Raw genomic sequence first — 23,042 nt, forward strand, 5'->3', positions numbered from 1 at the left:
CTTTTATAGAGCTGCAACCGAGAAACTAGGTCTCACTCAACTTAGCTAATTGCTGCTGGCTACGTTGTTTCTTGTATTGCTTAGCTTCAGCAGGAATAGGAGTGACTTTGCCAGTCTCTAACCAGTTACGTAAACGGTTAGCATCCGCAATATGCGTATATTTGCCGTAGGCATCGAGCACGACAAATGCCACTTGGCGTTTTGCCATTTCAGTACGCATCACAAGGCAATGCCCTGCTGCATTCGTAAAGCCTGTTTTGGTTAGATGAATATCCCAGTTATCTTTATAAACCAAACGATTGGTATTACGAAAATCTAAACTGTATCTTGGGTTGGCAAAGGTAACCGTCTTCTTCTCGGTCGAACTCAGCTGGCCTAGCATAGGATACTTTTCACTGGCCTTGAGTAATACAATCAGATCACTGGCACTCGAAACGTTTTTATAGGATAAACCTGTAGGTTCAACATAGCGGGTATTTTTCATTCCCAGCGCTTTTGCTTTGGCATTCATCGCCTTAATAAAAGCTTTATGACCACCGGGATAATGATGTGCAAGACTTGCAGCTGCACGGTTTTCTGATGACATTAAGGTCAGTAATAACATTTCTTTACGGCTGATTTCACTGCCGATACGAACTCGAGAATAAACACCTTTCATTTCTTTGGTATCACGGATGTTTACCGCAAGCTTTTGCTCCATAGGTAACTTTGCATCCAGCACTACCATAGCTGTCATCAACTTAGTGACAGATGCAATTGACATTACTGCATTAGGATTATTGGAATAAAGCACTTCATTGGTTTTTAAGTCCACGACTATCGCACTACGTCCTGCAATTTCTTGCTTTAATGGTGCTTGCTTCGTTTTTGCTGTCGATTGAGTTTTGGTGCTTTTATATGCGACAGAGGCCGAATCGGCTGAATGCGCTGTCGTGGCAACGGTGAGACTGCTGCACGCAAGAATAAAACTACTGAGCAGAAAACGGATCTTCATATAGATTTCACTGAATAGATAAGGGATCGATTGTGCTATGGCACAGGTTTTGGCTAAGTATAGGAGTTCTACAGTGAAAGAAATAGAATGCAATTAGACTTTTATCAGTAAGATCAGCACTTTCTTCTCAATTTTTTTATATAAAACCAGCTTAACCTGTCACCAATCCAGAGCAATAAAGCATCTAGATCTAGGCTTTTCAATTACAGTAGAGACAAAATCTTAGGAAGAGGCTTTTTTCAGTAGAATAATTTGAAATGAAAATAATGGGCGACTTTTTGCACTTTTAACAAAAGTCCCTGTACAACAGTGGTTTCAAGCATCTAAATACGTCATTTTAGGCGAATGAAAGCGTTAACATACGCCCTAAAATGTCGCGTTATAGCATCTTATCCGCTAGCGTAAGACAAATTCGAGTAAAGCTTCAGTATCTTCACACTCTTGTATCAGTTGGTCTGTCAGCACAAAGCCGTGTCTGAGCAGCACTCGCTGTGAAGCTAAATTATGTTTAGCCACATGGGCAAAGAGGGGTCTTAAACTGACTAAAGGCAAAAATTGCGCTAAGGTCTGTGTCGCTATACCTTTGCCCCAATATTCACGGTCAATCCAATACCCTATAAGCGCTTGTCCATCACTTTGCCAATGCCCAATATTGCCCACAAACTTGCCATCGACCACTATCGCCCTTGGTAATACATTCACTTGTCCCAGAATATTTTGATGCCAATGTTTAAAAAACGCTTCCCGATCCCGAGGAGGAAATTGAGCAAGCTGGTTAGCAATGGGATCGCTTTGATGCACAAAAATAGCTTCAAGATCACTTTCAATAATCTGGCGTAAACTCACGCTGTATTGCGTGTTTGGTTGTTTGTCTGACTTACTAGACATAGGTATCACCATTAATACTATGTATTTCAACTTGGTACAGCATGCCACATTTTATGAAGGTAAGCTCAAAAAAAAAGCGCATAACCGAGAAGGAGTTAGCGCTCGAAGAGGCAAATTTGCCGAAATTGAGGTGTGTAAATTCAAGCCATAAAACTCACACGATAGCATTCAAAACCTAGATAAAAATCAATGCAAAAACGGGTGCGCCTAACACCATAGCGATACCAATAAAAATCATAGTCAAACTGGCGATAACGCCCTCTTGCTTGCCGATTTCATTGGCTTTTGCGGCGCCCGCACCATGGGCAGATGCCCCTAGAGCAACGCCTTTACCTAACGAAGTACGAATACGCATAAATTTGAATAAGGGATCGCACACCAAGATGCCAATGACGCCTGTAATTAACACCATCATGGCCGTCAACTCAGGCACGCCGCCAAAGGCACTGGTCGCCTCCATCGCAAAGGGCGTCGACACCGAACGTACCAGCAAACTCTTAGACAACTCCACCGGCAGAGGCACAAACTTCACCAGCAGCCAAGAAGACATCATCCCCAGAAACAATCCGGCCGTTACACCTAACCCTATCGTCAGCGGATACTGACGGATCAAGTTACGCTCACGATAAATCGGCAAAGCAAAGGCGATAGTCGCTGGCGCTAACATGGCCATCAACCAATGGGTGTATTCAAAATAGGTTGGCAGCGGGATCTTAAGATTAAACACCAATAAGGTAATCACTATTGGCGCTAACACTATGGGCGCTAACCACCAGACTCTATGGTACTTATAGAGACGCTTGGCACCGAAGTAACAGAATATTGTCAGCAATAAGCTGAATAAGGCTAATCCGGTCTGCGACAACACAAAATCCACCACTTTTGAGTCAGTCATCATTAAGCCGCCTTAGCGTGGCGACGGGCTTGCTTTTTGATGTTCAGTTGGCGCTCAAAACGAAACACTCTATCGACCACAAAGCCTGTACCAAACATCACACACACACTGCCCATCACTAAAGTGAACAATATATTGGTGCCGTATTGCTCAAACAAACCTTCGTACTTAATAACGGATATCACTGGCGGGATGAAAAACAGCAATAACTCACCAATCAACCAAGCAGCGCCCAGTTGCACGGCATTTTCAGGAATAAGTTTAAAACCTAATAAAAATAAGAGTATGCCTAAGCCAATCACACTTCCTGGAATAGGAGAATGTGCCCAAGTGGCGAACCAGTGACATGCGAAGGACAGTAAACAGAAGAGGCCGATTTGGCTTAATAACAAAGCCCAATGTCGACACTGACGTATTGCGGCTTGTGGGAATGACATGATTTTCTCGGTTAGAACAAAGTTTTCTATAGGGCTATTCTAGGCTTGCCTATTTGATAAAAAAAATGAATATTAAGAATGTAATGCATGAATTTTAAGAATACATTTAAAGGTGAACCTTAATGGACCTCAAAGTTATCCGCTATTTTATCGAAATCGTCGATGCTGGAGGCTTCGGTAAAGCCAGCGAAAAAGTCCATCTCACCCAACCTGCACTATCAAAAGCCGTACGCCAATTGGAAGAGGAGCTAGACCTCATCTTACTCGAACGCGGTAAACGCGGCACCCAAGTCAAACTCACGCCCGCGGGCGAAGTTGTTTATCGACATGGCAAAGAGTTACTCGCTGGCCGACAACGCATGCTCTCTGAGCTCACGGCCCAACGCAGTTTAACCGCGGGCGAACTCAATCTCGGATTGGCTCCTCTAGGCAGTGCCGAAATTTTTGCCCCGATTATTGCCAAATATCGCCAGCAATATCCGCAGATAGAGATGCACTTACTCGTCCGTGGCGGTGTAGAGCAAACCGCGGCAATCCAAAAGGGCGAAATTGAACTGGCTACTGGGATTATTGATTTTGATGAGGGCTATGACGGCATACGCGTGTTTAACGATCCTATGGTAGTGGTGCTTCCCAAGGAAAATCCGTTATCCACCCGACAGATATTATCGTTTAGCGATCTCAGTGCCGACCCTCAGGTGATGTTCGAAACCGAATACACTCTCTATCAATTAGTGCTCAATGCCTGCCGACACGCCGGATTTGTCCCTAAAAACATCACCCGCGTTAGCCAAGCCGATTTCGGTATTGCCTTAGTCGCCGCGGGCACAGGGGTTATGGTATTGCCGCGCTCCATCGCGCGGCGCTACAGCGTGCCCGGCGTCGTAAATATCCCACTGGCGAGTGACGAGCTGCGCTGGGAGTTATCCCTCTTTTGGCGCAAAGACCAAGTATTGTCCTTCGCGGCTCAAGCCATGATCGCCTTAGTCGAGAAGCACTTAACCCATAAATAACCCTATTCTTACCAAGGAACCACTAAGCTTAAACGCACTAGCGTATCGCTATCCCATGGCAGAATAGGCAAATACTCAGCCGAGTTAACATCGACTTTGGCATAGTGGTCTAAATTGTATTGCGTGTGCTCAGCACTCAGCATTAACACGCTATTAGGCCGCCAAAAATCGGTTTGGTAACTCAGCTCAAAGCGATATTGATTCTCTAACCATTGGTCTTCGTCTTGCCAGGTTTGTGCGGCCACTTGCATATGTAGCTTAGGCGTCACATTTGCCCCTACACTTCCCATAAAGGTATAAGCAAACGTACCATTCCCAAAATCGCCACGATCGTAACCTCGAGTTCTAGGCACATCGTCATCGATTTCGAGATAGTAATAACCCGCACCCGCATTGAACTGAGCCTGTAATGCTTGCCCATCAAAGTTAGCTGTCAGCCCAGGAAATACCTTAGCTTGTTTCTCAACCGAGCTAACGGTATTACGCTTTCCCTGTAAATCGAACTGCCAACCAAATGAAAACGCGGGATTAACACGATAAAGTTCACCGCTCGCGGCATAGGCAGACTTAAACCACACAGGGATGTGGTCAGGGTCGAGTTTATCGACATCTACGTCTATATAGGCATCCAGCGCCGCCGTCAGCAAAATATCGCTTTGGGTTTTATGTTCTAACAATAGACTCGCATTCACCCCTAAGGTGTGAGAATCCTCGACCACAAAATCATGGCTGCCTAAGCTGTAATGCCACTGAGTTTGCTCTTCGGCCTGCAGTGCACTCGATAAGCACAGGGCTAAGCACACTAATGCTGAGTTGAGATAGTTCACTTTTAACTCCTGAAACATCGTTTCTAGCTTGATAATCAAATCAGCCAGAGGATTAAACTGCATAAAATAGGAATAACACCAACTAAGGTTGCCGTTAAAGAGCGGCTAAACTAGCCAATTTAATCAAAGAATAATAGGCGATAGTTCAAATTATGACACTCTCATTGAGCAGCCGCTAATAAACACCACAGAAGTATAGATAGCCAAAAACCTAACAGTTACAATAGTTATAGACCAAAACACAATAATTCAACCCAGAGAAAACAACTTACACACAAATTTGTACAGGAAAGCAGCGCCCCTCAATCTTGCGACTGAAAACCGCAAAATAGAAATGAATTTTTAATCAAATTAACAGCATAATTATTGACACTTAATGCTCATCTGCCTATAGTCGCCACACTGATAGTGAAATCGAACAAGAGAGTCTTAAATGAAAAAATCCATGTTATTAGGCGGCCTGACCTTAACTGCCACCTTGTTGTTAGCTGGATGCGGAAAAAGCGATGACGTGTTAGTCGTTGGCACTAATGCCGCCTTCCCTCCTTTTGAATATGTTGGCGGCCAAAGTGGCGATGAAATCAAAGGCTTTGATATCGATCTGGCCAAGCAAATCGCTAAAGATGCGGGCAAAACGCTCAAAGTCGAAAACATGAAGTTCGATTCACTGATCGTCGCACTCAACTCAGGCAAGATTGATTTTATCGCCTCAGGCATGACGATAACCGCCGAACGTCAAGCAAACGTAAACTTCTCTGAGCCTTACTACGAAGCGACTCAAGTCGTACTCGTCAACAAAGATAACGATAGCATTCATACGCTTGAAGATATTAAGGGCAAACACTTTGCGGTGCAGTTAGGCACCACCGCTGACATTATGTCGAAAAAATACACCCAAAATATCACCGCCTTTAATACGGGTTTCGAAGCCATTATGGAGCTTAAAAATTCAAAGGTAGATTTAGTGTTATTCGACAGCGAACCTGCCGCTAACTATCTGGCTAAAAATCCTGAATTAAAGATGATTAAACTGGATTTTCCTGCTGAGTTTTATGGTTTCGCCGTGTCGAAAGAGCAGCCTGAACTGCTGGCGAGCATCAATAAAACACTGGCTAACATGAAAGCCGACGGCCAATATCAGACGCTCGTTTCTGCCCATATAAAGTGATATCTGCATGATAGACGCAATTAACAGCTCGCTGTTCAGCCCAATTGGCGAAGACGGCATGATAGGTATACTGCTGATATTAAATGGTTTGAAAGTGACATTAATCGTCACTTTCTTCGCCATGTTATTAGGCGCAGTGTTAGGCATTGGCACTACCTTTATGAAGATGTCGTCTAAGTGGTATATCCGCTTCCCCGCCAATCTTTATGTCGGTGTGATCCGTGGCACCCCAGTAGTTGTGCAATTAGTGATCCTTTACTTCATCGTGCTTTCAGCCTTAGATGTCGATAAAATCACTGCCGCCATTATCGCTTTTGGTCTCAATAGCGGCGCGTATATTTCTGAGATAATCCGCGCGGGAATTCAAGCCGTTGATAAAGGACAAACCGAAGCGGCACGTTCACTTGGCTTGTCCCAAGCAATGACCATGAAATCGATTATTCTGCCCCAAGCGATTAAGAATATTCTGCCCGCACTTGGTAATGAATTTATCGTGCTCCTCAAGGAAACCGCCGTCATTGGCTTTATCGGCGGCGTTGACCTTATGCGCGCCGGTGAAATCATCCGTAGCCGTACCTTCGAGGACAGTGTGCCCTTATTTACCTGCGCCCTTATTTACCTATTCCTGACCTACAGCTTCACATTTGTGCTGTCGAAATTTGAAAAGAGGTTGAAACAAAGTGATTAAAATAACCAACCTGCATAAAAACTTCGGCGATAACCAAGTGCTCAAGGGCATTAGCGAGCATATTCGTCAGGGCGAAGTGGTGAGTGTGATCGGCCCAAGCGGCAGTGGCAAGAGTACCTTTTTGCGCTGTATCAATCTGTTAGAGCAGCCAAGCCAAGGCGATATCGAGATTGAAGGTCAATTGATCACAGCGCCAAACGCCTGCGTAGATAAACTGCGGCAAAAAGTGGGCATGGTGTTTCAAAACTTTAACCTGTTCCCCCATAAAACCGTCATCCAAAACATCACCTTAGCGCCCATTAGTCTAAAACTAATGACGCCAGATCAAGCCGAGACCAAAGCCCTCGACCTACTGGCACAGGTTGGTTTAAGTGACAAAGCCAATGCCTACCCCGCCAGTTTATCAGGCGGCCAAAAGCAAAGGGTCGCCATTGCCCGCGCATTGGCCATGGAACCAGACTTGATGCTGTTCGATGAGCCAACATCGGCACTCGATCCTGAAATGGTCGGTGATGTATTAGACGTGATGAAAGATTTAGCGCTAAAGGGCATGACCATGGTCATTGTCACCCACGAAATGGGCTTTGCGCGCGATGTATCCGATCGAGTGATCTTTATGGACGGTGGTTATGTAGTCGAATCTAGTCCGCCAGATGAGCTATTTAGCCACCCGAAAGAAGCCCGTACCCAAGCGTTTTTAAGCAAAGTATTGCGCTAGCTTAAGCGGCTTAAGTCCTGTCACTCACGCTCACTGTCATGACCTTTATAAGTACGTGCAGTGAGCGAAGGATTCAAATTAGGATCCCAACATTCAACGTTTATGACAAAGACTAAATTAGACAAGTCAGGATACAATCATCTTTCACAACGCCATAAAAATTATGCCTTTGAATTAATAGGTATTGAACAAAAGCTAAATAGCCGTTTATCTGTTCAGGGAGTTTATTGTCATTGTGTCTCCAGCGACACGCCGTGAATATGTCCTTAGAGGCTCGACGGCGACATCCATGTCGCCAACGGCCACTGGTGCCCCAATGCCAATTTTAACTACCAGTTTTGCTATATATACGTAAAAAGCTAGTAGACATAAATGGGTTAGAATTCTTGCTCTAATCTATGATTTTCGGATTAAATTTTCTATGGATTAACGCCGCGCTCTAGGACAAACCGAAGCGCAGCGCAGATTTGTCCCTAGCAGCGCCTTGTTATGCGCTTGCCGCTTCACTTAAATCAATCTCCATTGGAATCTGATATGAATTTGTGTAAAGGCTAGCTTTAAATGATGCCCTCGGCGTGATCAGGACTTTTCCATCTTTTACTGAAATTGTACCTACCAGAGGAAATATATCCGATGGTCCCTTAAGATCAACAAACCTTTTAGTGAAAGTAGCACCTGTTTTGTGGTTAATGTATTTTACAAGCCCATGAGATGCTTCGCCATTTGGGCGCAATTTATATGAAACCAGAACCGAATATGACTTAGTATGTTTTGCCTTAACCGGAAGCTCGACCGCAGAACCAAATCTTTCCACCTCGTTTGAAGCAAGCTTGATTTTTTCGGTTTTTTCTATGCTCAACTTACAAAGGTGCTCAAGACACTCAAAGGTACTGCGAATTACAAATTGTTCAAGTTCGGACTCATTTAATGATTTTAATTTCTCAAAATTTACACCGCAGTCTATATACCTAAGCCACTTTTCTGGTGTTCTATCGGAAAAAACCATCGTGCCTTCTGGAATAGCATTTGTGTAGTTTACATATAGGTGATCGAATTCTCCGAGGGATAATCCATTTGCACCAAGTATTGTGGCTATACGAGCACCCCAGTAATGAAGCAGCTTAGGAAATTTGAAAAAGCTAGAACAACTCGAAGGTAGACTCTTACCTGTCTCATATAGGGAGTCGCTAGCGTAATACCTAATATCTATTAATGCTTTTTCCATTTATATATCCGATCTCTCTTCACGCATAAGCCGCAAACAGCCGCTGCTTTGTAGTGGATTGTTTTGCGATAGCGTAGCAAAACAAGGAACGAAAAAGCCATCAGGCTGGTTTGCATTGTTATGTGTTACTCACAGAATGGACAAAATAAGTTGTTCATGAAGTCTAGTGGATCAATATTGCAGCTAGGTAGTAGAACCGTAACTCTACCGTGCTTTTGACATTCTATTTCTTGGAAGCCACCTTCTGCTTTTAAAGTACTTATTTCCAGATCGCTCCAGCCGCACCAAGGGCAACATTTTATCTCAGCTTCAGTGATAGCAGCTATTTCCTGCTCCCAGTTACACTCTCCGCAATGGACTTTGCGAATCGTTCTGGCTTCTGTGAGGTTTATTACTTTGGGTCTTTCGATCATTAAGATTCCCCTACACATAACGTTGGGTATAAGCGGATCCGCGTTAGCGAATAATAAATCAAGCCATCCATTTTAAACCAACAACATAATGCACTTTTGGCTTGCCTTCAACCAGCGATGACTTTGTTAAGTAACTGAAATCATTCAGCTGTGTGCTAGGCTATATGCAGATTGATCACTGGAAGCAAGATATTCCGATAATACCTATTCTTGCTCCCAATTATCCCCTTCTCGGCGACAAACATAGTCATAGTAAAGGGTGGAACCAAAGGGCTGAAATTCCATCTCAATGCCGTTTTCGTAATACTGACCATTTTCGCAGTCCATTCTGTCATTAAGTCGTACTAAGGCATCATGAATACCACCACGTCTAGCATTAATAAGCATCTTGACGAGAATCTCTCTTTGCTGGACAGTTAGTGACTTTAAGAACTCATTTATTTCTGAATTTTCCTGCCTGTTTGGATAGCTCCCTTCTTGCAAGACCCATTTTTCAAATACTCCATCATGTAACTGAGCAAACTCGTCAACAAAGCATTTCCACAATTCAACTGAACTCATTTTTTCTCCTGAAAGCATAACGCAGTGCCCATGCGCGTAAACTTGTGAATGCCGCAGGCCTCGAATGCCTCACTCTGTTATGTGTCTGCTGCTTCATTAAACAAAATCCTGTTTGAAAACGGATCTGTTACAGTAAAGCAACGATCGCCCCAAGGCGCATCTTCAATACTAGGTTTGTTGTATTTATATGGCTTAGAAGTCACATGAGCAAATAATTGATCAAGTTCACTCACATTCACAAAAACCTTACAGCCAGGAGTACAGTCGCCTGAATGTTCGCTCAAGTGCAAAACAAAATTACCAAGTGAAACTTGTATATAAATCGGGTAGCCATCCTCAAAGCGATGTTCCCAATCTAATTCCATACCCAGAAAGCCAAGATAAAACTCTTTGGCTTTATCTTCATCAAAGATCCGCATAATTGGGATTGTCTGAAACTTCATGCCATCTACTCCATCACACATAAGCTTTGTCTAGTGCGCATAAGCACCCAGTTTCAAATTTTTTTTGAAACTAATACCTGCCTTGATCACATTGTTTTTTACTTAAACCTGCTTAAAATGCTGCCATTGAATTTGTATTCCTTAATGATTTGGAGCCGTTACATGAGTGATTTAAGTTTCTTCGCCAAAAAGCGCTACACCACTAAGGCCTTTGATCCAACTAAGACGATTCCTGCGGATAAAATAGCAGAAATCAAAACCTTATTGCAGTACAGCCCATCATCGACTAACTCACAGCCTTGGCATTTTGTGTTAGCGAGTACGGCGGAAGGTAAAGCGTTAGTTGCCCAAGCGACCGAAAACTATGCGTTTAATACCCAAAAAATTCTCGATGCTTCCCATGTACTCGTACTCTGTGCTCGTGCTCAATTAGATGAAGCACACTTACTGCAAGTGCTCGAGCAAGAAGCGAAGGATGGCCGCTTTGCTAATGAAGAAGCCAAGCAAGGCCAACATAATGGCCGTTCTTTCTTCGCTAATATGCATAAATTTGAGCTGAAAGATGCCCAGCATTGGATGGAAAAACAAGTCTACTTAGCGCTTGGCACTTTAATGCTCGGTGCAAGTGTATTAGATATTGATGCGTGTCCGATCGAAGGTTTTGATGCCACTAAAATGAATCAAGTCCTAGGCTTAAGAGAGCAAGGTCTATGTGCCTGCGTGGTTGTTGCATTAGGTTATCACTCAGAAAATGATTTCAACGCTAAATTACCTAAGTCTCGCTTAGATCAAGAAGTGATCTTCACCGAAATCTAGTCCTTCACTCTATGTAAAAAATAAGCATGCCCTTGATTTTATGTGATATAAACAAGGGCATCATGTCTAAAACTAGCCCTCTCTTAACTACCTTTCCCTAAAACCTCACTGCTGTTAACGGCTTATTTACGCCGAGAAACCATCTAAAGTAGGAGTCAACCATCACGGTATTGCTCTAAAATTCATCTTTGCCTACACTTTGGCTCTGTGGCATAGTTTGCGGCTCAACTTAGTGAATGATCATTTATCGTCGCCTTTCGAGTCATCTTTGTTGCAGCCCAGCGGTTTTATCGGCGCATTGGTAACACTCACAATTTAGGATGGGACAGTCAGTATGTTATTTGCCAAACCCTCACTCACTGAAGAATCTCAATCGATTCGAGTTGCAAACACTAAGGGCGATAACCCACTGATTTGGCCGTTGCTTACGGTTTTACAAGCCTCAAATCAAAGTTGGAAAATCCATCACTTAGCCACTGAATTACAAACCCAAGGGCTGATCCACCAGCTTGATGAAAATCCGGGTAACGATTTATTCAAACGTAACTTCCTACTGATGAATGCCCTGTTTGAACTGCAGGAAATATTACTGCCCAAGCAATGGCTACAAGTCAAAGCCATGGAAATTCAAATCTTCCGCTTAGTACCATCAAACGTTAACCTGCTGATAATGCAAGATACTTCCCTGCGTGAGTATTACCTCGATTGGAATAACTACGACACCAGCGAAAACGTAGTACGAGAATTACTTGAGGCATTCTGGAGCAATTATAAGAGCTATATTGGCTTAAATATCAATCTGATGAACAAAGGTAACGCGCTGCGAGTTTTCGAATTAGACGAGAGTGCTACCGCCCGTGATATCCGCAAGCAATGGCGTCGTTTAGCGCTCAAATGGCACCCAGACAGGCCCGATGGCGATGCGGCGCGTTTTCGCGAGGTGTGCGAAGCTTGGCAGTCGCTTAGGGATATTGCGTAAGAATTTAGCCAGTGGTGATGCAGAACTGAGCTTTAATCAACATGCACCAACTTAGCGATGCGATCCTGCCTACAGTCCTGCCAAATCTAAGGTAAAACTTCCATTGAGATCACAGATTTAGCCTACTAGCTTCATGCCAATTCAGTCATAATTAAGCCTTTCCATTTAACCTGAACCTATGTGTCAACGCTGGCATTTTGGCTAGCTTAACTCCTAGGTTGAAGCTCACTCTATCTCTTATGTTGACCGTTGAATGTCAACGATAACAACGACTGACATTGTGAATTCAATCCCACCGAATTTGAGGAAACTATGATTAAACAATTAGCCTTGGCTGTAACCTTAGCGATTGCACCATTGAGCACCTTTGCCGCCAATTTTGTAGAAGGCACACATTACACTCAAATCTCGACCAAAGCGCCTAGCAGCGTACCAAAACTCACTGAATTCTATTCATTTTATTGCCATAACTGCTTCAATATGGAAACCAACTATTTGCCTGATATCAAGGCAAACCTCAACAAACAGATAAGTTTCGACAATAAGCATGTCGACTTTATGAATAGCGACATTGGCACCGAAGTGATGCGTTCATTAGCCGTGATCCAAAGCGTTGATAACAAAGACGCCTTAACCCATGCCATGTTTACCGCAATCCAAGGTGCAGAGGGCGCAAACGGCCACGATCATAATGCACCTGGCCATCAGCACGAGCCGCAAATTAACAGCCGTGATGACATCAAAAAAGTCTTCGCCCAATTTGGTGTCGATGCTGCTAAATACGATGAATTAGCCGATAGCAAAAGCACTAATGAAAAGCTTTCCCTGTGGCGCACCCAGCAGAATGAATTCAAAATCGACAGCGTACCCGCCTTTATCGTGAACGATAAATATGCGGTAAATTTAAACAGCATCAAAACCTTAGATGAGTTAATTGGGTTAATTAACTACCTTGCTGTTGAGAAAGATGCCGCCCCCGCTAAAACCTCATCGGGTGGCAGTCTAGGCTGGTTATTTCTAGTCTTCGCCGCCGCAATTGGTGTGACCCGTCAGCAACGTCTTAGCTAATTTAAAACAATCGTTGAAATAAAAAATGGCCTCAAAATTAGGAGGCCATTTTTATGCGTGTTCAATCCAAGCTATCGATATAAGCGCTCAATATGGGTTCTGCAGTTTATTGCCGAATAAAATCAAGAATATGGCTCGCAGCCAAGACGAGATGTAGGACCAAGAAACCAATAAAAGCCTGCGCAAAGACTTGATGATAACCACGCCATGCCAGTGCTGTTGGCGTCCCTTGAACAACAAACCAAACTAGGCCCGTAACCCCTGTAGCCACCAGCAACAGCATGCCAATACCTTCTATGGCACTAAACAGCCCTTTACCACCAGCGACGGGGAATTTGCCTTTAGCAAGTCCAACAACATCTTGCTTTAACTGTGCCCAATCGCCCGCCAACCAGCCAAAGTATTGGTGCCACTTGCCATGCAGGGTATTGCTGAGTAAAAAAAGAATCCCAAGCACAGTGCACGCTAAACCTAAATATACATGCAAATAATCCCAAAAACTGGCGTTGTCGGGTATCCGTCGGCCCATAAAAATCCACGGACTGGCACACACGAGCAGGCTCGTCGACACGACAATCCAAACATGCAGTTGCGCCATAATGACTCGGCATAAGGAGCGAAGTTTAGTCATCATACTGCTCATATTTAATGCTCCTTTGCCCTTGTGACTAAGGCATACATACCGCTTTCAGGGCGCGAATAGAATAGGGCTAAATGAAGCACCGAAATTTGATATCAAGCTTAAGCGTTGTGGATCTGCTCACCAAACTCAGTCACTTTCTGCCAATCCGTGTATTCAACATTGGTAACAGGGTCCGTAGGTCCTTTCGTTAACCACATGATGAAACGGATAATATTTCTATCTAAAGCGTTATAGCCTTGGTAATTCAAGTTACCCCCAAAAACGCGCAGCAATTGTGGCCGCCAAGTGGTTTTACTTAAAAATGCCTGCATGTAAGGATTGGTCTCTGGGGTGTTTTTCTCGGGTTTACGTGCCACTAAGCTGACAGAGAAAAAACCACTGACCTTATCCGTCAATACGGCTTGATGCTTTTCAATAAACTCGTACAAACTTGGGTTATGTTTACCATGGCGAATACTGGCGCCTATGATGATTTTGTCGAACTCAGTGAGCACTGGAGCGGCCTTGATATCGGCAGTAACCACTTCATTCCCCAAAGCCGTTAACTGCTGTGCGAGCTTTTTAGCAATCTTTTGGGTCTGGCCGTGAACACTAGAGTAAATGATAAGAATTCTTTTCAATTTAGCCTCGATTAATCCCAAGCAAAATAACAATAAGCGGCCTAGAAAAGACGGTGCAGGCGACTTAATTTCGACTCTCTATGCCCGTTCGTCATATCAAATGACATCACAACGCTCAGACTAAATGCGCTAAAAGTAGCAATGGACACCCAGAGTCATTGGCATTCCAGTGGAATTTAACTTGGTATGCAAAAGTAAAATGACAATTAAGATATTTCATACTAGGTGATTTACCCGCCAATTTACATGAAATAGATCACGGGCTTAGCGCCAAACACCCCAAGTATATGCGGTAGTTTTAACTGCCTCACAAAAATAACGCCTTAGGTATATTCTCGCTTTAGCGTCTTTGTAACCTAGAGAGTTAATTCGCCTAAACATTGTTACAAAATTGAAAGGGATAAGTCACACCTTATATAGCCAACCTAAGAAAAAAGCATTAGCATTTGAACACTTATCGCCTGAGTCCCTTATCCATGAAAGCTATTCAAGCAAAAGATCCTAAAGCACTCTTGCTGTGGATAACCTTTGTTATGTCGCTCGTGTTTGCCGTTTGGCAGGCATTACTCAACAACTTCGTGATTGAGAAAGCCCAATTCACTGGGGCTGAAATCGGCATGTTACAAAGCCTGCGCGAAATCCCCGGCTTCTTGGCTTTTACGGCGATTTTTGTGCTGCTGCTCATTCGAGAACAAGCCTTCGCCCTGCTCTCGCTCGCCATTTTATGTATCGGCGTAGCGGTAACAGGTTTCTTTCCTCAGGTCATAGGCCTGTATCTAACGACTGTGCTGATGTCTGTCGGGTTTCACTATTTTGAAACCATCAACCAATCGCTAACGCTGCAATGGGTCGACAAAAAAGACGCGGCGGGATTTATGGGGAAAGCACTGGCGTGGCGTTCGGCGGCCGCTTTAGTCGGTTATGCCAGCATTTGGCTAGTAATGACTTGGTTGAAGCTAGACTACCTGCATATGTATTTGATTATAGGCGTATTAGGTCTCATCATTGTGCTAACCATAACATGGTATTACCCCAAGTTTGAGACAACGGAAATACAACACAAAAAAATCATACTGCGTAAACGCTATTGGCTCTATTACCTGCTCACCTTTTTTTCAGGTGCGAGGCGGCAAATCTTTATGGTATTTGCGGGCTTTATGATGGTTGAAAAGTTTGGTTATAGCGTCAGTGAAATCACTGCGCTGTTCTTAATCAACTATGCCGTTAATCTACTGTTTGCGCCTGCAATTGGTCGTTTGATTGGACGTATTGGTGAGCGTAATGCGCTTACTGTGGAATATATTGGACTCATCTTAGTCTTTATCAGCTATGCCCTAGTCGAACAAGCCCATATGGCGGCAGCACTCTACGTCATCGATCATTTACTGTTTGCGATGGCAATTGCGATGAAAACCTATTTTCAAAAAATCGCCGACAGCAAAGATATTGCTGCCACTATGTCGGTCAGTTTCACCATAAACCACATAGCGGCTGTGATTATTCCTGTACTTTTGGGCTTATTATGGTTAACCGATCCCGCCTTTGTATTTTACATAGGGGCTAGCTTTGCCGTATGTTCGTTAATACTAGCGCTGAATGTTCCGCGCCATCCTGAACCGGGTAATGAAACCTTATGGTCTTGGCCAACTAAAAGTGCGAAATCAATCGCTAAAGTCGTTAAATAAAACGGCATAATAACGAACCAAAGAATTGGCTTAACGAGATGCTCAAACTAAAGAGATGATCATCTAAAGTAAGCTACAACCGAATGTAAGAGTTCACTAAACCCTCACCTCAACCACAGTGCAGGCTCAAGGATTAATAACGCGATGAAGGATTCAGATATTTTACTGTTGGCAGAAGAAGGCGAGTCAGCATCCGAGGTATCCGCTCGCAAAAAAGCCCTGCTACTTGGTCGCCAATTAGGGCTCGCCAGTGAGCAAGAATATCGCCCTGCGAACGCCTCAATAGCCGAGCGAGCTCAACATAGAGCACGCAAGTTATCGAGCGAATATCAGGCCAATGTGGAAACCATTTTTGCCTTAGCCCTCAGTTATACCCACTCTGATGTCACTGGGGTCGATCTTGATCCCGATTGGAGCCATCAATTTTTCTTGATGGCGGAACAAATCCATAACCGTAAGATGCAAGATTTGTGGGCTCGGATATTGTCGAGCGAGATAGTCAATCCGGGCAACTTCAGTCTACGTACCCTAGCGCTGCTCAAGCAACTGACTCACAGGGAAGCACAAATTCTTGAAAAAGCCCTTGGCATGGCGGCGAAGGTAAATAACGAGCAGCGCCTAAAACTCATCAGTGGCTACCGCTTGTCAGGTGGGATTGGCCAGTATTTCCGTAAAACCACCTCAGTCAATTTAGGCTTATCCCAGTTTGGGCTACCCTATTCCAGTATTCTGACCTTAGTCGATGCGGGAATACTTCACAGCAGTGAGTTCGAAACCGGCCTACTCAATAACAAAACACCGATTCAATTTGCCCTGCAAGGCATACAAATGAAGCTTACGCCCAAGAGCGGTAATCTGCTTTTTAGTTATTATCGCTTAACACCGATTGGTGATGAACTCGCCCAACTAGTACAGCCTAAGCCAGATCAAGAATACTTGAAGGCTCTACAGCTCTTGTTTGCTAAAGACTTTAAAATAGAATAATGATCACGCCATAAAAATAGATTATGAGTCAATGGTATAAGCAGTAAAACCCAGAAATAACAAAGGAGCCTAAAAGCTCCTTTTAAGCAAGATAAGGGCTAAATGTTAAGCTAGCGCTTTTGCCTTATCGGCATTGATGACATTGATCGCCGTTAAATAATCGATTAATGCACGCACTTGAGTCACTAAATCGCCTTTGCTGGTATCTATGGTTAACTCGGCGGCTAATGGCGCTTCATAAGGTGATGAAATACCAGTGAAATTTCTAATTTCGCCACTGCGCGCTTTCACATATAACCCCTTAGGGTCACGCTGCTCGCACACGCTCAAAGGCGTAGCTACATGCACTTCAATAAACTGCCCCGCAGGAAAACGGGCACGAATACCATCACGTTCTTCACGGGTCGGTGATATAAATGCTGACAACACCACAAGCCCCGCATCCACCATTAATTTAGCCACTTCGCCCACACGACGCAGGTTCTCATCACGGTCTTCAACCGTAAACCCTAAATCTTTACACAGGCCATGGCGCACATTATCGCCATCGAGCAAATAAGTGTGGAATCCCGCCTCAAATAACGCCCGCTCTAATGCACCCGCCAGTGTTGACTTGCCCGCGCCAGAAAGTCCGGTAAACCAAAGTAATACTGGATTTTGGCCTTTCTGCTCGGCTCTGGCGGCTTGGTCTACAGGATGTTGATGCCACACGATATTTGTCATAAAAACTCCTCAATCCCCATGTTGACTAACCGCTAACATAAGGGCAATAAACTCAAGCTAATCACTAAAATGGAAAGATGATCGGCACCATAAATATCACTATCAGGGAATACAGCACAGATAACGGCAATCCAAGGCGGACAAAGTCACTGAAGCGATAATTACCCGCATTAAATACCATCAAATTGGTCTGATAGCCGTAGGGTGAAATAAAGCTCGCGCTGGCACCAAAGACAACGGCCATAATAAAGGGCCTTGCATCGACACCGTAATTAAGCGCAATCGCGTAAGCGATAGGGAACGCCAGCGCCGCCGCTGCGTTATTGGTCACCAGTTCAGTCAGCAATAAAGTCATTAAATACACGCCGACAAAAGCGCCAAATACCCCATAACCGTTAATAACTGAGAGTAATCCTTGGGCTAAACTGTTCGCAAGGCCTGTACTCATCATCAAGTTGGCAAGCCCTAATGCACTCCCCACGATCACCACTAATTCCAATGGGAAACGGCGTTTAAGCTCAGCCAGCGTGACTGCGCCTATGGCAAAATAACTGAGCAGCAATATCACTAAACCTTTAGCCAAGGGTAATATGCCAGTGACACTTAGGATGATCGTTGCCGCAAAGCCGAGCAATACCCAACGACCACGGCGACTGTCTAACCGCACATTCAAATCTAAGCCGCTAATCGCCGCAAATTCTGAACTTAATTTTGCGCTATTGCTAAAACCATCGCCGGGCGTCAATAACAACACATCGCCGGGTTGCAGAATAATGTCGCCAAGCCCGCCCTTCAGCGGATGATTGCCGCGGCGGATTGCCATCACGGCCGCATCGAATTGCTCACGAAAACGTGATGCTTTCAACGAACTGCCGACTAAACGGGATGATGGCGCGAGCACAGCTTCAACTAAATTTTGCCCCTTAGCTTGATGCTTACCAAACCAATCTAAACCATCGAATTGGTGCAATAACTCAACCGATTCCACCGCGCCACTAAAGCGCAGCACATCGTCCGCTTGCAACACTAACTGGGGCGGCACAGGGCAAATACAAATGCCACTGCGTTCTAATTCAACCAGATATAACTTTTTTAGTGCCCTAAGTTTGTTATCCACCACACTGCGACCGACCAAGGACGAACCTTTCGCCACATGGGCTTCGAGCAAATATGGCAGCGCTTCTTCACCTGATTCTTCCCGTCTGTCGGGCAGAATGTTCGCCAGTAAGGTCAGTAACAATATACCCGCGACAACGATCACCACTGCAACTGGCGTAAACTCGAAGAAGCCTAAGGCGGGTAAGCCGGCGTTTTCTACAAAGGAGTTCACAATCAAGTTGGTCGAGGTACCAATCAGGGTCAGTGTGCCACCTAAAATTGCCGCATAATTTAACGGCAATAATAACTTAGCGGGTGCGTGTGCTTGATTGCGACGCACAACACCGATAAGCGACGCCACCACCGCAGTGTTATTGGTAAAGGACGACAGCAAGGCGGTCGATAGCCCAAGCTTTGCCATTGTCATAGGCAAAGAACTATTGCCTATGACTTGACTCAACTTACCCAGCAGGGAGGTTTTTTCTAACGCCGTCGCGGCCAACACCAACAGGACGAGTGTGACTAAGCCAATATTTGTAAAGCTTGTTAATGCGGTATCGAGCGCAACCATGCCAAGCAAATAACAGAGCAAAAATGCAAATAAAAACAATACCGCTGGATTGATACGGCCGCTAATTAAGCCAGCCACAAGCCCTATCAAAATAATCGCTAATAGCCACAAGTCACTCACAAATTAAGCTCCAAGCTTAGTGATATCTATCGCTTGCCAATGGGGGAAGTGTTTACGCACTAAGGCATTAAACTCGACTTCAAAGGCACTAAATTGTGACACTGTTTGCTTGTTAACATGTTGACCCGACACCACCATAACCGCGGCAACCGTCGCATTACTCAGGCGGTCGATTAAGATCATTCCGCCGGTATCGCGTACTAACGAATATGCATCAAACACTATGTTTTCGGTCAGCTCTAAGGTCACACGCGCAATCGCGTTTAACCCAAGAGTGTCCGTCGCACTGCGCGCTAAGGTATTAACGTCAACCACATAATCGATAGCAGTCACAGAGGCTTGCGTCTTCTTACCGGCCACTTTGATGTCGTATAACTGACCGAGTTGTAATGGCTTTTCATCCATCCACACTATATCAGCGCTGATCACGTTAGCAACGGCTGGCGCAGAATCGGGTTTTGCCAGTAAATCGCCACGGGAAATATCAATTTCATCTTCCAGCGTGATAGTCACAGCTTGGCCAGCAACCGCTTCTTGTATGTCGCCATCGAAGGTCACAATACGTTCAACCTTGCTGCGTTTGCCCGATGGCAAAGCGACTAACTCGTCGCCGACATTAATGATGCCAGAGGCTAACGTGCCTGCAAAACCGCGAAAATCTAAGTGAGGGCGCGACACATATTGTACCGGAAAACGCACTGGCAATGAGCTGAGTTCACGTTGAGTATCAATGGTTTCTAGCAGTTCAAGCAGAGTACCGCCTTGATACCAAGGGCTTTGGGTGCTGCGCTCAACCACGTTGTCACCATTAAGCGCCGATAACGGCACAAAGTGGATATCGAGATTACCGAAATCTTTAACAAAATCCGTAAAATCGGCACGAATACGGTTGAATACTTGCTCGTCAAACCCGAGCAAATCCATCTTATTCACAGCAACAACAAAGTGACGAATACCGAGTAATGACGCGATAAACGCATGGCGCTTAGTCTGAGTCTGCACGCCGTAGCGGGCATCGACTAAAATCACCGCTAAATCACAGGTTGATGCACCCGTTGCCATGTTGCGAGTGTACTGCTCATGCCCTGGCGTATCGGCGATGATGAACTTGCGCTTATCACTTGAAAAATAACGATAAGCCACATCGATAGTGATGCCCTGCTCGCGCTCAGCTTGTAGGCCATCCACCAGTAAGGCTAAGTCAATTGCTTCACCTGTGGTGCCCATCTTGGCGCTGTCGCTCTTGAGGCTAGCTAATTGATCTTCATAGATCTGGGCGCTGTCGTGTAACAGACGGCCGATTAAGGTACTTTTACCATCGTCGACACTGCCACAGGTTAAAAAGCGCAGTAAGCCCTTGTGCTGCTGCAGTGCTAGATATTCTTTCACACCATGGAGGGTAATTTCTGCCGCCATGAGATTGGTTTTATTGACCGCTTTGTCCATCATATTCTCACTCTTGATCTGCTTGGCTGAAGGTCGCGCTGATTAGCGCCACCTTCGCGAAATAGGATTAACCCTGTAGAGATTAGAAGTAGCCTTGACGCTTCTTCTGCTCCATAGAGGCACTTTGATCTGAGTCGATCAATCGGCCCTGACGTTCGCTCGAACGGGTTAACAGCATTTCTTCAATAATCTTTTCTAGACTGTCGGCCTCAGAATACATGGCGGCCGTGAGTGGGTAGCAACCTAAGGTTCTAAAACGCACCACTTCTTCTTTAATCTGCTCGCCCTCGGCTAACTTCATCCGCTCGTCATCGGCCATGATTAACTGACCACCGCGCTCAACCACTTTACGTTTAGCAGCAAAGTACAAAGGCACTAACTCAATGTTTTCTTGATAAATATATTGCCAAATATCCAGCTCAGTCCAGTTAGATAATGGGAACACGCGAATACTTTCGCCCTTGTTCACTGCGCCGTTATAGGTGCGCCATAATTCTGGACGTTGGTTTTTAGGGTCCCATCTGTGGTGACGGTCGCGGAAGGAATACACGCGCTCTTTGGCGCGGGATTTTTCTTCATCGCGGCGAGCCCCACCGAAAGCCGCATCGAAACCATATTGGTTAAGTGCTTGCTTTAATCCTTGAGTTTTCATGATGTCAGTGTGTTTCGCACTGCCATGGTCGAAGGGGTTAATCCCCTGCGCCAACCCTTCTGGGTTAATGTGTGTCAGTAACTCGAAGCCAAATTTCTTTGCCTGCGCATCACGGAACGCGATCATCTCTTTGAATTTCCAACCTGTATCGACATGCAGCAGCGGGAATGGGATCTTGCCTGGATAAAAGGCTTTACGCGCTAAGTGCAACATAACGGAAGAATCTTTCCCGATGGAATACAACATCACAGGATTATCGAATTCGGCTGCAACTTCACGAATGATCTGAATGCTCTCAGCTTCCAGTTGTTGTAAGTGGCTTAGTTCACGCCCGGCCATACTATTCTCCGTTACCTTAAATTCGCCGTGTTACCACAGCATGGATTAGCTTAATATGTTTAACTGCTTAATAGCTTTAACTGTTTGCGGTTTAGTTTATCGACGCGACGGCCGAGACTCTAACCGATTGAGTCTGTTCATCACTGATCTGAGTCGATTCAATCGCTTCAGGTTTGAACCAATGCAAGGTGTCACTCAGCGTGACGACTTCACCTATGATCATCAAAGCTGGCATTTGTAATTCTGGATCGGCGGCAAGCTGTTCAAGCTCACCTAAACGGCCGATAAAACGACGTTGCTCTTTAGTGGTTGCCTTTGACACTATCGCCACGGGTGTTTCAGGGCTTCGGCCCGCATCGACTAAACCTTGGCGAATAATGCCTGCGTTCAGAATCCCCATATACACGACTAAGGTATTGTTAGGATTAGCATAACCTTGCCAATCCATAGGGCGACTCTCTAACTGACAATGGCCAGTGATAAAAGTGACGCCTTGGGCATGGTCTCTGTGGGTTAGGGGAATTCCCGCATAGGCTGACGTGCCGCTGGCAGCAGTAATGCCGGGAACGACTTCAAACTCAACCCCTGCTTCAACTAAGGTTTGTAACTCTTCACCCCCGCGACCGAAAATAAAAGGATCGCCACCTTTAAGGCGCACCACATTTTTACGAGTGTAGGCTTTAGTGACGAGTAACTGATTAATCTCGTCCTGTGCGGCGCTATGCTTGCCCGCACGTTTACCTACGGCAATCTTCTCAGCGTCTTTGGGAATAAGATCGAGGATATCTTGGCTGACTAAAGCGTCGTATAGCACTGCATCAGCAGTTTTAAGGATGCGCCATGCCTTTAACGTCAATAGCTCAACGTCGCCGGGACCTGCACCCACCAGCCAGACTTTGCCTTTGGCCGCTTGGCCCGGTAAAGAGAAAATTTCCATCAGAATCCCCAAGATCACTTTAGTCTGTAGAAATATAGCGCGTCTTATATTCCATAAAAAATCTGTCTCTTATACACATCTCCGGGCTCGC

The 23,042-nt window shown here is 45.0% G+C and carries 24 protein-coding genes; 9 read left to right on the forward strand and 15 right to left on the reverse strand.

Annotated features, from left to right (window positions below; translation table 11 throughout):
- Positions 1 to 25: 25 nt before the first annotated feature.
- From pbpG to KFE26_RS01255, 4 genes are all read right to left on the reverse strand, one after another.
- On the reverse strand, positions 26 to 994 hold the full coding sequence (pbpG, locus tag KFE26_RS01240; protein WP_105251600.1) for a D-alanyl-D-alanine endopeptidase: 969 nt from the start codon (positions 992 to 994) through the stop codon (positions 26 to 28).
- Positions 995 to 1,390: 396 nt separating this feature from the next.
- Positions 1,391 to 1,882, reverse strand: coding sequence for a GNAT family N-acetyltransferase (locus tag KFE26_RS01245; protein WP_212599404.1), 492 nt, complete (start codon positions 1,880 to 1,882; stop codon positions 1,391 to 1,393).
- Positions 1,883 to 2,057: 175 nt separating this feature from the next.
- Complete coding sequence (locus KFE26_RS01250) at positions 2,058 to 2,777, reverse strand: LrgB family protein (RefSeq protein WP_028761650.1); 720 nt, start codon at positions 2,775 to 2,777, stop codon at positions 2,058 to 2,060.
- Between the two features lie 2 nt (positions 2,778 to 2,779).
- On the reverse strand, positions 2,780 to 3,214 hold the full coding sequence (locus tag KFE26_RS01255; protein ID WP_028761649.1) for a CidA/LrgA family protein: 435 nt from the start codon (positions 3,212 to 3,214) through the stop codon (positions 2,780 to 2,782).
- A gap of 122 nt (positions 3,215 to 3,336) precedes the next feature.
- Here KFE26_RS01255 and KFE26_RS01260 point away from each other — a divergent pair, with 122 nt between their 5' ends.
- Positions 3,337 to 4,227, forward strand: coding sequence for a LysR family transcriptional regulator (locus tag KFE26_RS01260; protein WP_212599405.1), 891 nt, complete (start codon positions 3,337 to 3,339; stop codon positions 4,225 to 4,227).
- Positions 4,228 to 4,235: 8 nt separating this feature from the next.
- Here KFE26_RS01260 and KFE26_RS01265 read toward each other — a convergent pair whose 3' ends face one another.
- The gene (locus tag KFE26_RS01265) at positions 4,236 to 5,054 is read right to left on the reverse strand and encodes a hypothetical protein (protein ID WP_409437971.1); all 819 of its coding nucleotides are present in this window, start codon (positions 5,052 to 5,054) and stop codon (positions 4,236 to 4,238) included.
- A gap of 433 nt (positions 5,055 to 5,487) precedes the next feature.
- Between KFE26_RS01265 and KFE26_RS01270 the strand changes: the two genes are divergently transcribed.
- The 3 genes from KFE26_RS01270 to KFE26_RS01280 are packed head-to-tail and all read left to right on the forward strand — an operon-like array spanning position 5,488 to position 7,628.
- Entirely contained in the window at positions 5,488 to 6,222 is a 735-nt protein-coding gene (locus tag KFE26_RS01270; RefSeq protein ID WP_011847627.1) for a basic amino acid ABC transporter substrate-binding protein, read from the forward strand.
- Between the two features lie 7 nt (positions 6,223 to 6,229).
- On the forward strand, positions 6,230 to 6,910 hold the full coding sequence (locus KFE26_RS01275) for an amino acid ABC transporter permease (RefSeq protein WP_006082866.1): 681 nt from the start codon (positions 6,230 to 6,232) through the stop codon (positions 6,908 to 6,910).
- Positions 6,903 to 7,628, forward strand: coding sequence for an amino acid ABC transporter ATP-binding protein (locus KFE26_RS01280; protein WP_212599407.1), 726 nt, complete (start codon positions 6,903 to 6,905; stop codon positions 7,626 to 7,628). Before KFE26_RS01275 ends, KFE26_RS01280 begins: the two co-directional genes overlap by 8 nt.
- 487 nt (positions 7,629 to 8,115) lie before the next feature.
- Here KFE26_RS01280 and KFE26_RS01285 read toward each other — a convergent pair whose 3' ends face one another.
- The 3 genes from KFE26_RS01285 to KFE26_RS01295 all read right to left on the reverse strand — a co-directional run bounded on the left by KFE26_RS01285 (position 8,116) and on the right by KFE26_RS01295 (position 10,270).
- Complete coding sequence (locus tag KFE26_RS01285) at positions 8,116 to 8,853, reverse strand: hypothetical protein (protein ID WP_106649617.1); 738 nt, start codon at positions 8,851 to 8,853, stop codon at positions 8,116 to 8,118.
- Between the two features lie 617 nt (positions 8,854 to 9,470).
- On the reverse strand, positions 9,471 to 9,827 hold the full coding sequence (locus tag KFE26_RS01290; RefSeq protein WP_232790874.1) for a DUF6547 family protein: 357 nt from the start codon (positions 9,825 to 9,827) through the stop codon (positions 9,471 to 9,473).
- A 77-nt stretch (positions 9,828 to 9,904) separates the two neighbouring features.
- Positions 9,905 to 10,270 (reverse strand): glyoxalase superfamily protein, encoded by a 366-nt coding sequence (locus KFE26_RS01295; protein ID WP_105251592.1) that lies wholly within the window; start codon positions 10,268 to 10,270, stop codon positions 9,905 to 9,907.
- Positions 10,271 to 10,432: 162 nt separating this feature from the next.
- Here KFE26_RS01295 and KFE26_RS01300 point away from each other — a divergent pair, with 162 nt between their 5' ends.
- The 3 genes from KFE26_RS01300 (at position 10,433) to KFE26_RS01310 (ending at position 13,133) form a co-directional block, all read left to right on the forward strand.
- The gene (locus KFE26_RS01300) at positions 10,433 to 11,086 is read left to right on the forward strand and encodes an oxygen-insensitive NAD(P)H-dependent nitroreductase NfsB (RefSeq protein ID WP_028761757.1); all 654 of its coding nucleotides are present in this window, start codon (positions 10,433 to 10,435) and stop codon (positions 11,084 to 11,086) included.
- A 334-nt stretch (positions 11,087 to 11,420) separates the two neighbouring features.
- The gene (locus KFE26_RS01305; protein WP_131524261.1) at positions 11,421 to 12,065 is read left to right on the forward strand and encodes a DNA-J related domain-containing protein; all 645 of its coding nucleotides are present in this window, start codon (positions 11,421 to 11,423) and stop codon (positions 12,063 to 12,065) included.
- Between the two features lie 312 nt (positions 12,066 to 12,377).
- Positions 12,378 to 13,133, forward strand: coding sequence for a DsbA family protein (locus KFE26_RS01310; protein ID WP_212599408.1), 756 nt, complete (start codon positions 12,378 to 12,380; stop codon positions 13,131 to 13,133).
- A gap of 106 nt (positions 13,134 to 13,239) precedes the next feature.
- Here the strand turns inward: KFE26_RS01310 and KFE26_RS01315 are convergent, their stop codons facing one another.
- Both KFE26_RS01315 and hemG read right to left on the reverse strand, forming a co-directional pair.
- Positions 13,240 to 13,767, reverse strand: a complete 528-nt coding sequence (locus tag KFE26_RS01315) for a cytochrome b/b6 domain-containing protein (protein ID WP_212599422.1) — start codon at positions 13,765 to 13,767, stop codon at positions 13,240 to 13,242.
- Between the two features lie 107 nt (positions 13,768 to 13,874).
- A complete protein-coding gene (gene hemG, locus KFE26_RS01320; RefSeq protein ID WP_212599409.1) occupies positions 13,875 to 14,396 on the reverse strand; it encodes a menaquinone-dependent protoporphyrinogen IX dehydrogenase in 522 nt (173 codons plus the stop codon).
- Between the two features lie 476 nt (positions 14,397 to 14,872).
- Between hemG and KFE26_RS01325 the strand changes: the two genes are divergently transcribed.
- Both KFE26_RS01325 and KFE26_RS01330 read left to right on the forward strand, forming a co-directional pair.
- On the forward strand, positions 14,873 to 16,081 hold the full coding sequence (locus KFE26_RS01325; RefSeq protein ID WP_212599410.1) for an MFS transporter: 1,209 nt from the start codon (positions 14,873 to 14,875) through the stop codon (positions 16,079 to 16,081).
- Between the two features lie 144 nt (positions 16,082 to 16,225).
- Complete coding sequence (locus KFE26_RS01330) at positions 16,226 to 17,065, forward strand: TIGR03899 family protein (RefSeq protein WP_028761753.1); 840 nt, start codon at positions 16,226 to 16,228, stop codon at positions 17,063 to 17,065.
- A 105-nt stretch (positions 17,066 to 17,170) separates the two neighbouring features.
- Here KFE26_RS01330 and cysC read toward each other — a convergent pair whose 3' ends face one another.
- From cysC to cobA, 5 genes are all read right to left on the reverse strand, one after another.
- Positions 17,171 to 17,788 (reverse strand): adenylyl-sulfate kinase, encoded by a 618-nt coding sequence (gene cysC / locus KFE26_RS01335; protein ID WP_212599411.1) that lies wholly within the window; start codon positions 17,786 to 17,788, stop codon positions 17,171 to 17,173.
- A gap of 64 nt (positions 17,789 to 17,852) precedes the next feature.
- Positions 17,853 to 19,577: an SLC13 family permease gene (locus KFE26_RS01340; RefSeq protein ID WP_212599412.1), complete on the reverse strand. Its 1,725-nt coding sequence runs from the start codon at positions 19,575 to 19,577 to the stop codon at positions 17,853 to 17,855.
- A 3-nt stretch (positions 19,578 to 19,580) separates the two neighbouring features.
- Positions 19,581 to 21,023 (reverse strand): sulfate adenylyltransferase subunit CysN, encoded by a 1,443-nt coding sequence (gene cysN / locus KFE26_RS01345; RefSeq protein ID WP_212599423.1) that lies wholly within the window; start codon positions 21,021 to 21,023, stop codon positions 19,581 to 19,583.
- A gap of 82 nt (positions 21,024 to 21,105) precedes the next feature.
- Entirely contained in the window at positions 21,106 to 22,014 is a 909-nt protein-coding gene (gene cysD, locus KFE26_RS01350; protein WP_105251586.1) for a sulfate adenylyltransferase subunit CysD, read from the reverse strand.
- Between the two features lie 91 nt (positions 22,015 to 22,105).
- Positions 22,106 to 22,951, reverse strand: coding sequence for a uroporphyrinogen-III C-methyltransferase (gene cobA / locus KFE26_RS01355; protein ID WP_212599413.1), 846 nt, complete (start codon positions 22,949 to 22,951; stop codon positions 22,106 to 22,108).
- Positions 22,952 to 23,042 lie beyond the last annotated feature (91 nt).

This window comes from Shewanella sp. M16, assembly GCF_018224605.1.
Lineage (GTDB): Bacteria > Pseudomonadota > Gammaproteobacteria > Enterobacterales > Shewanellaceae > Shewanella > Shewanella oncorhynchi.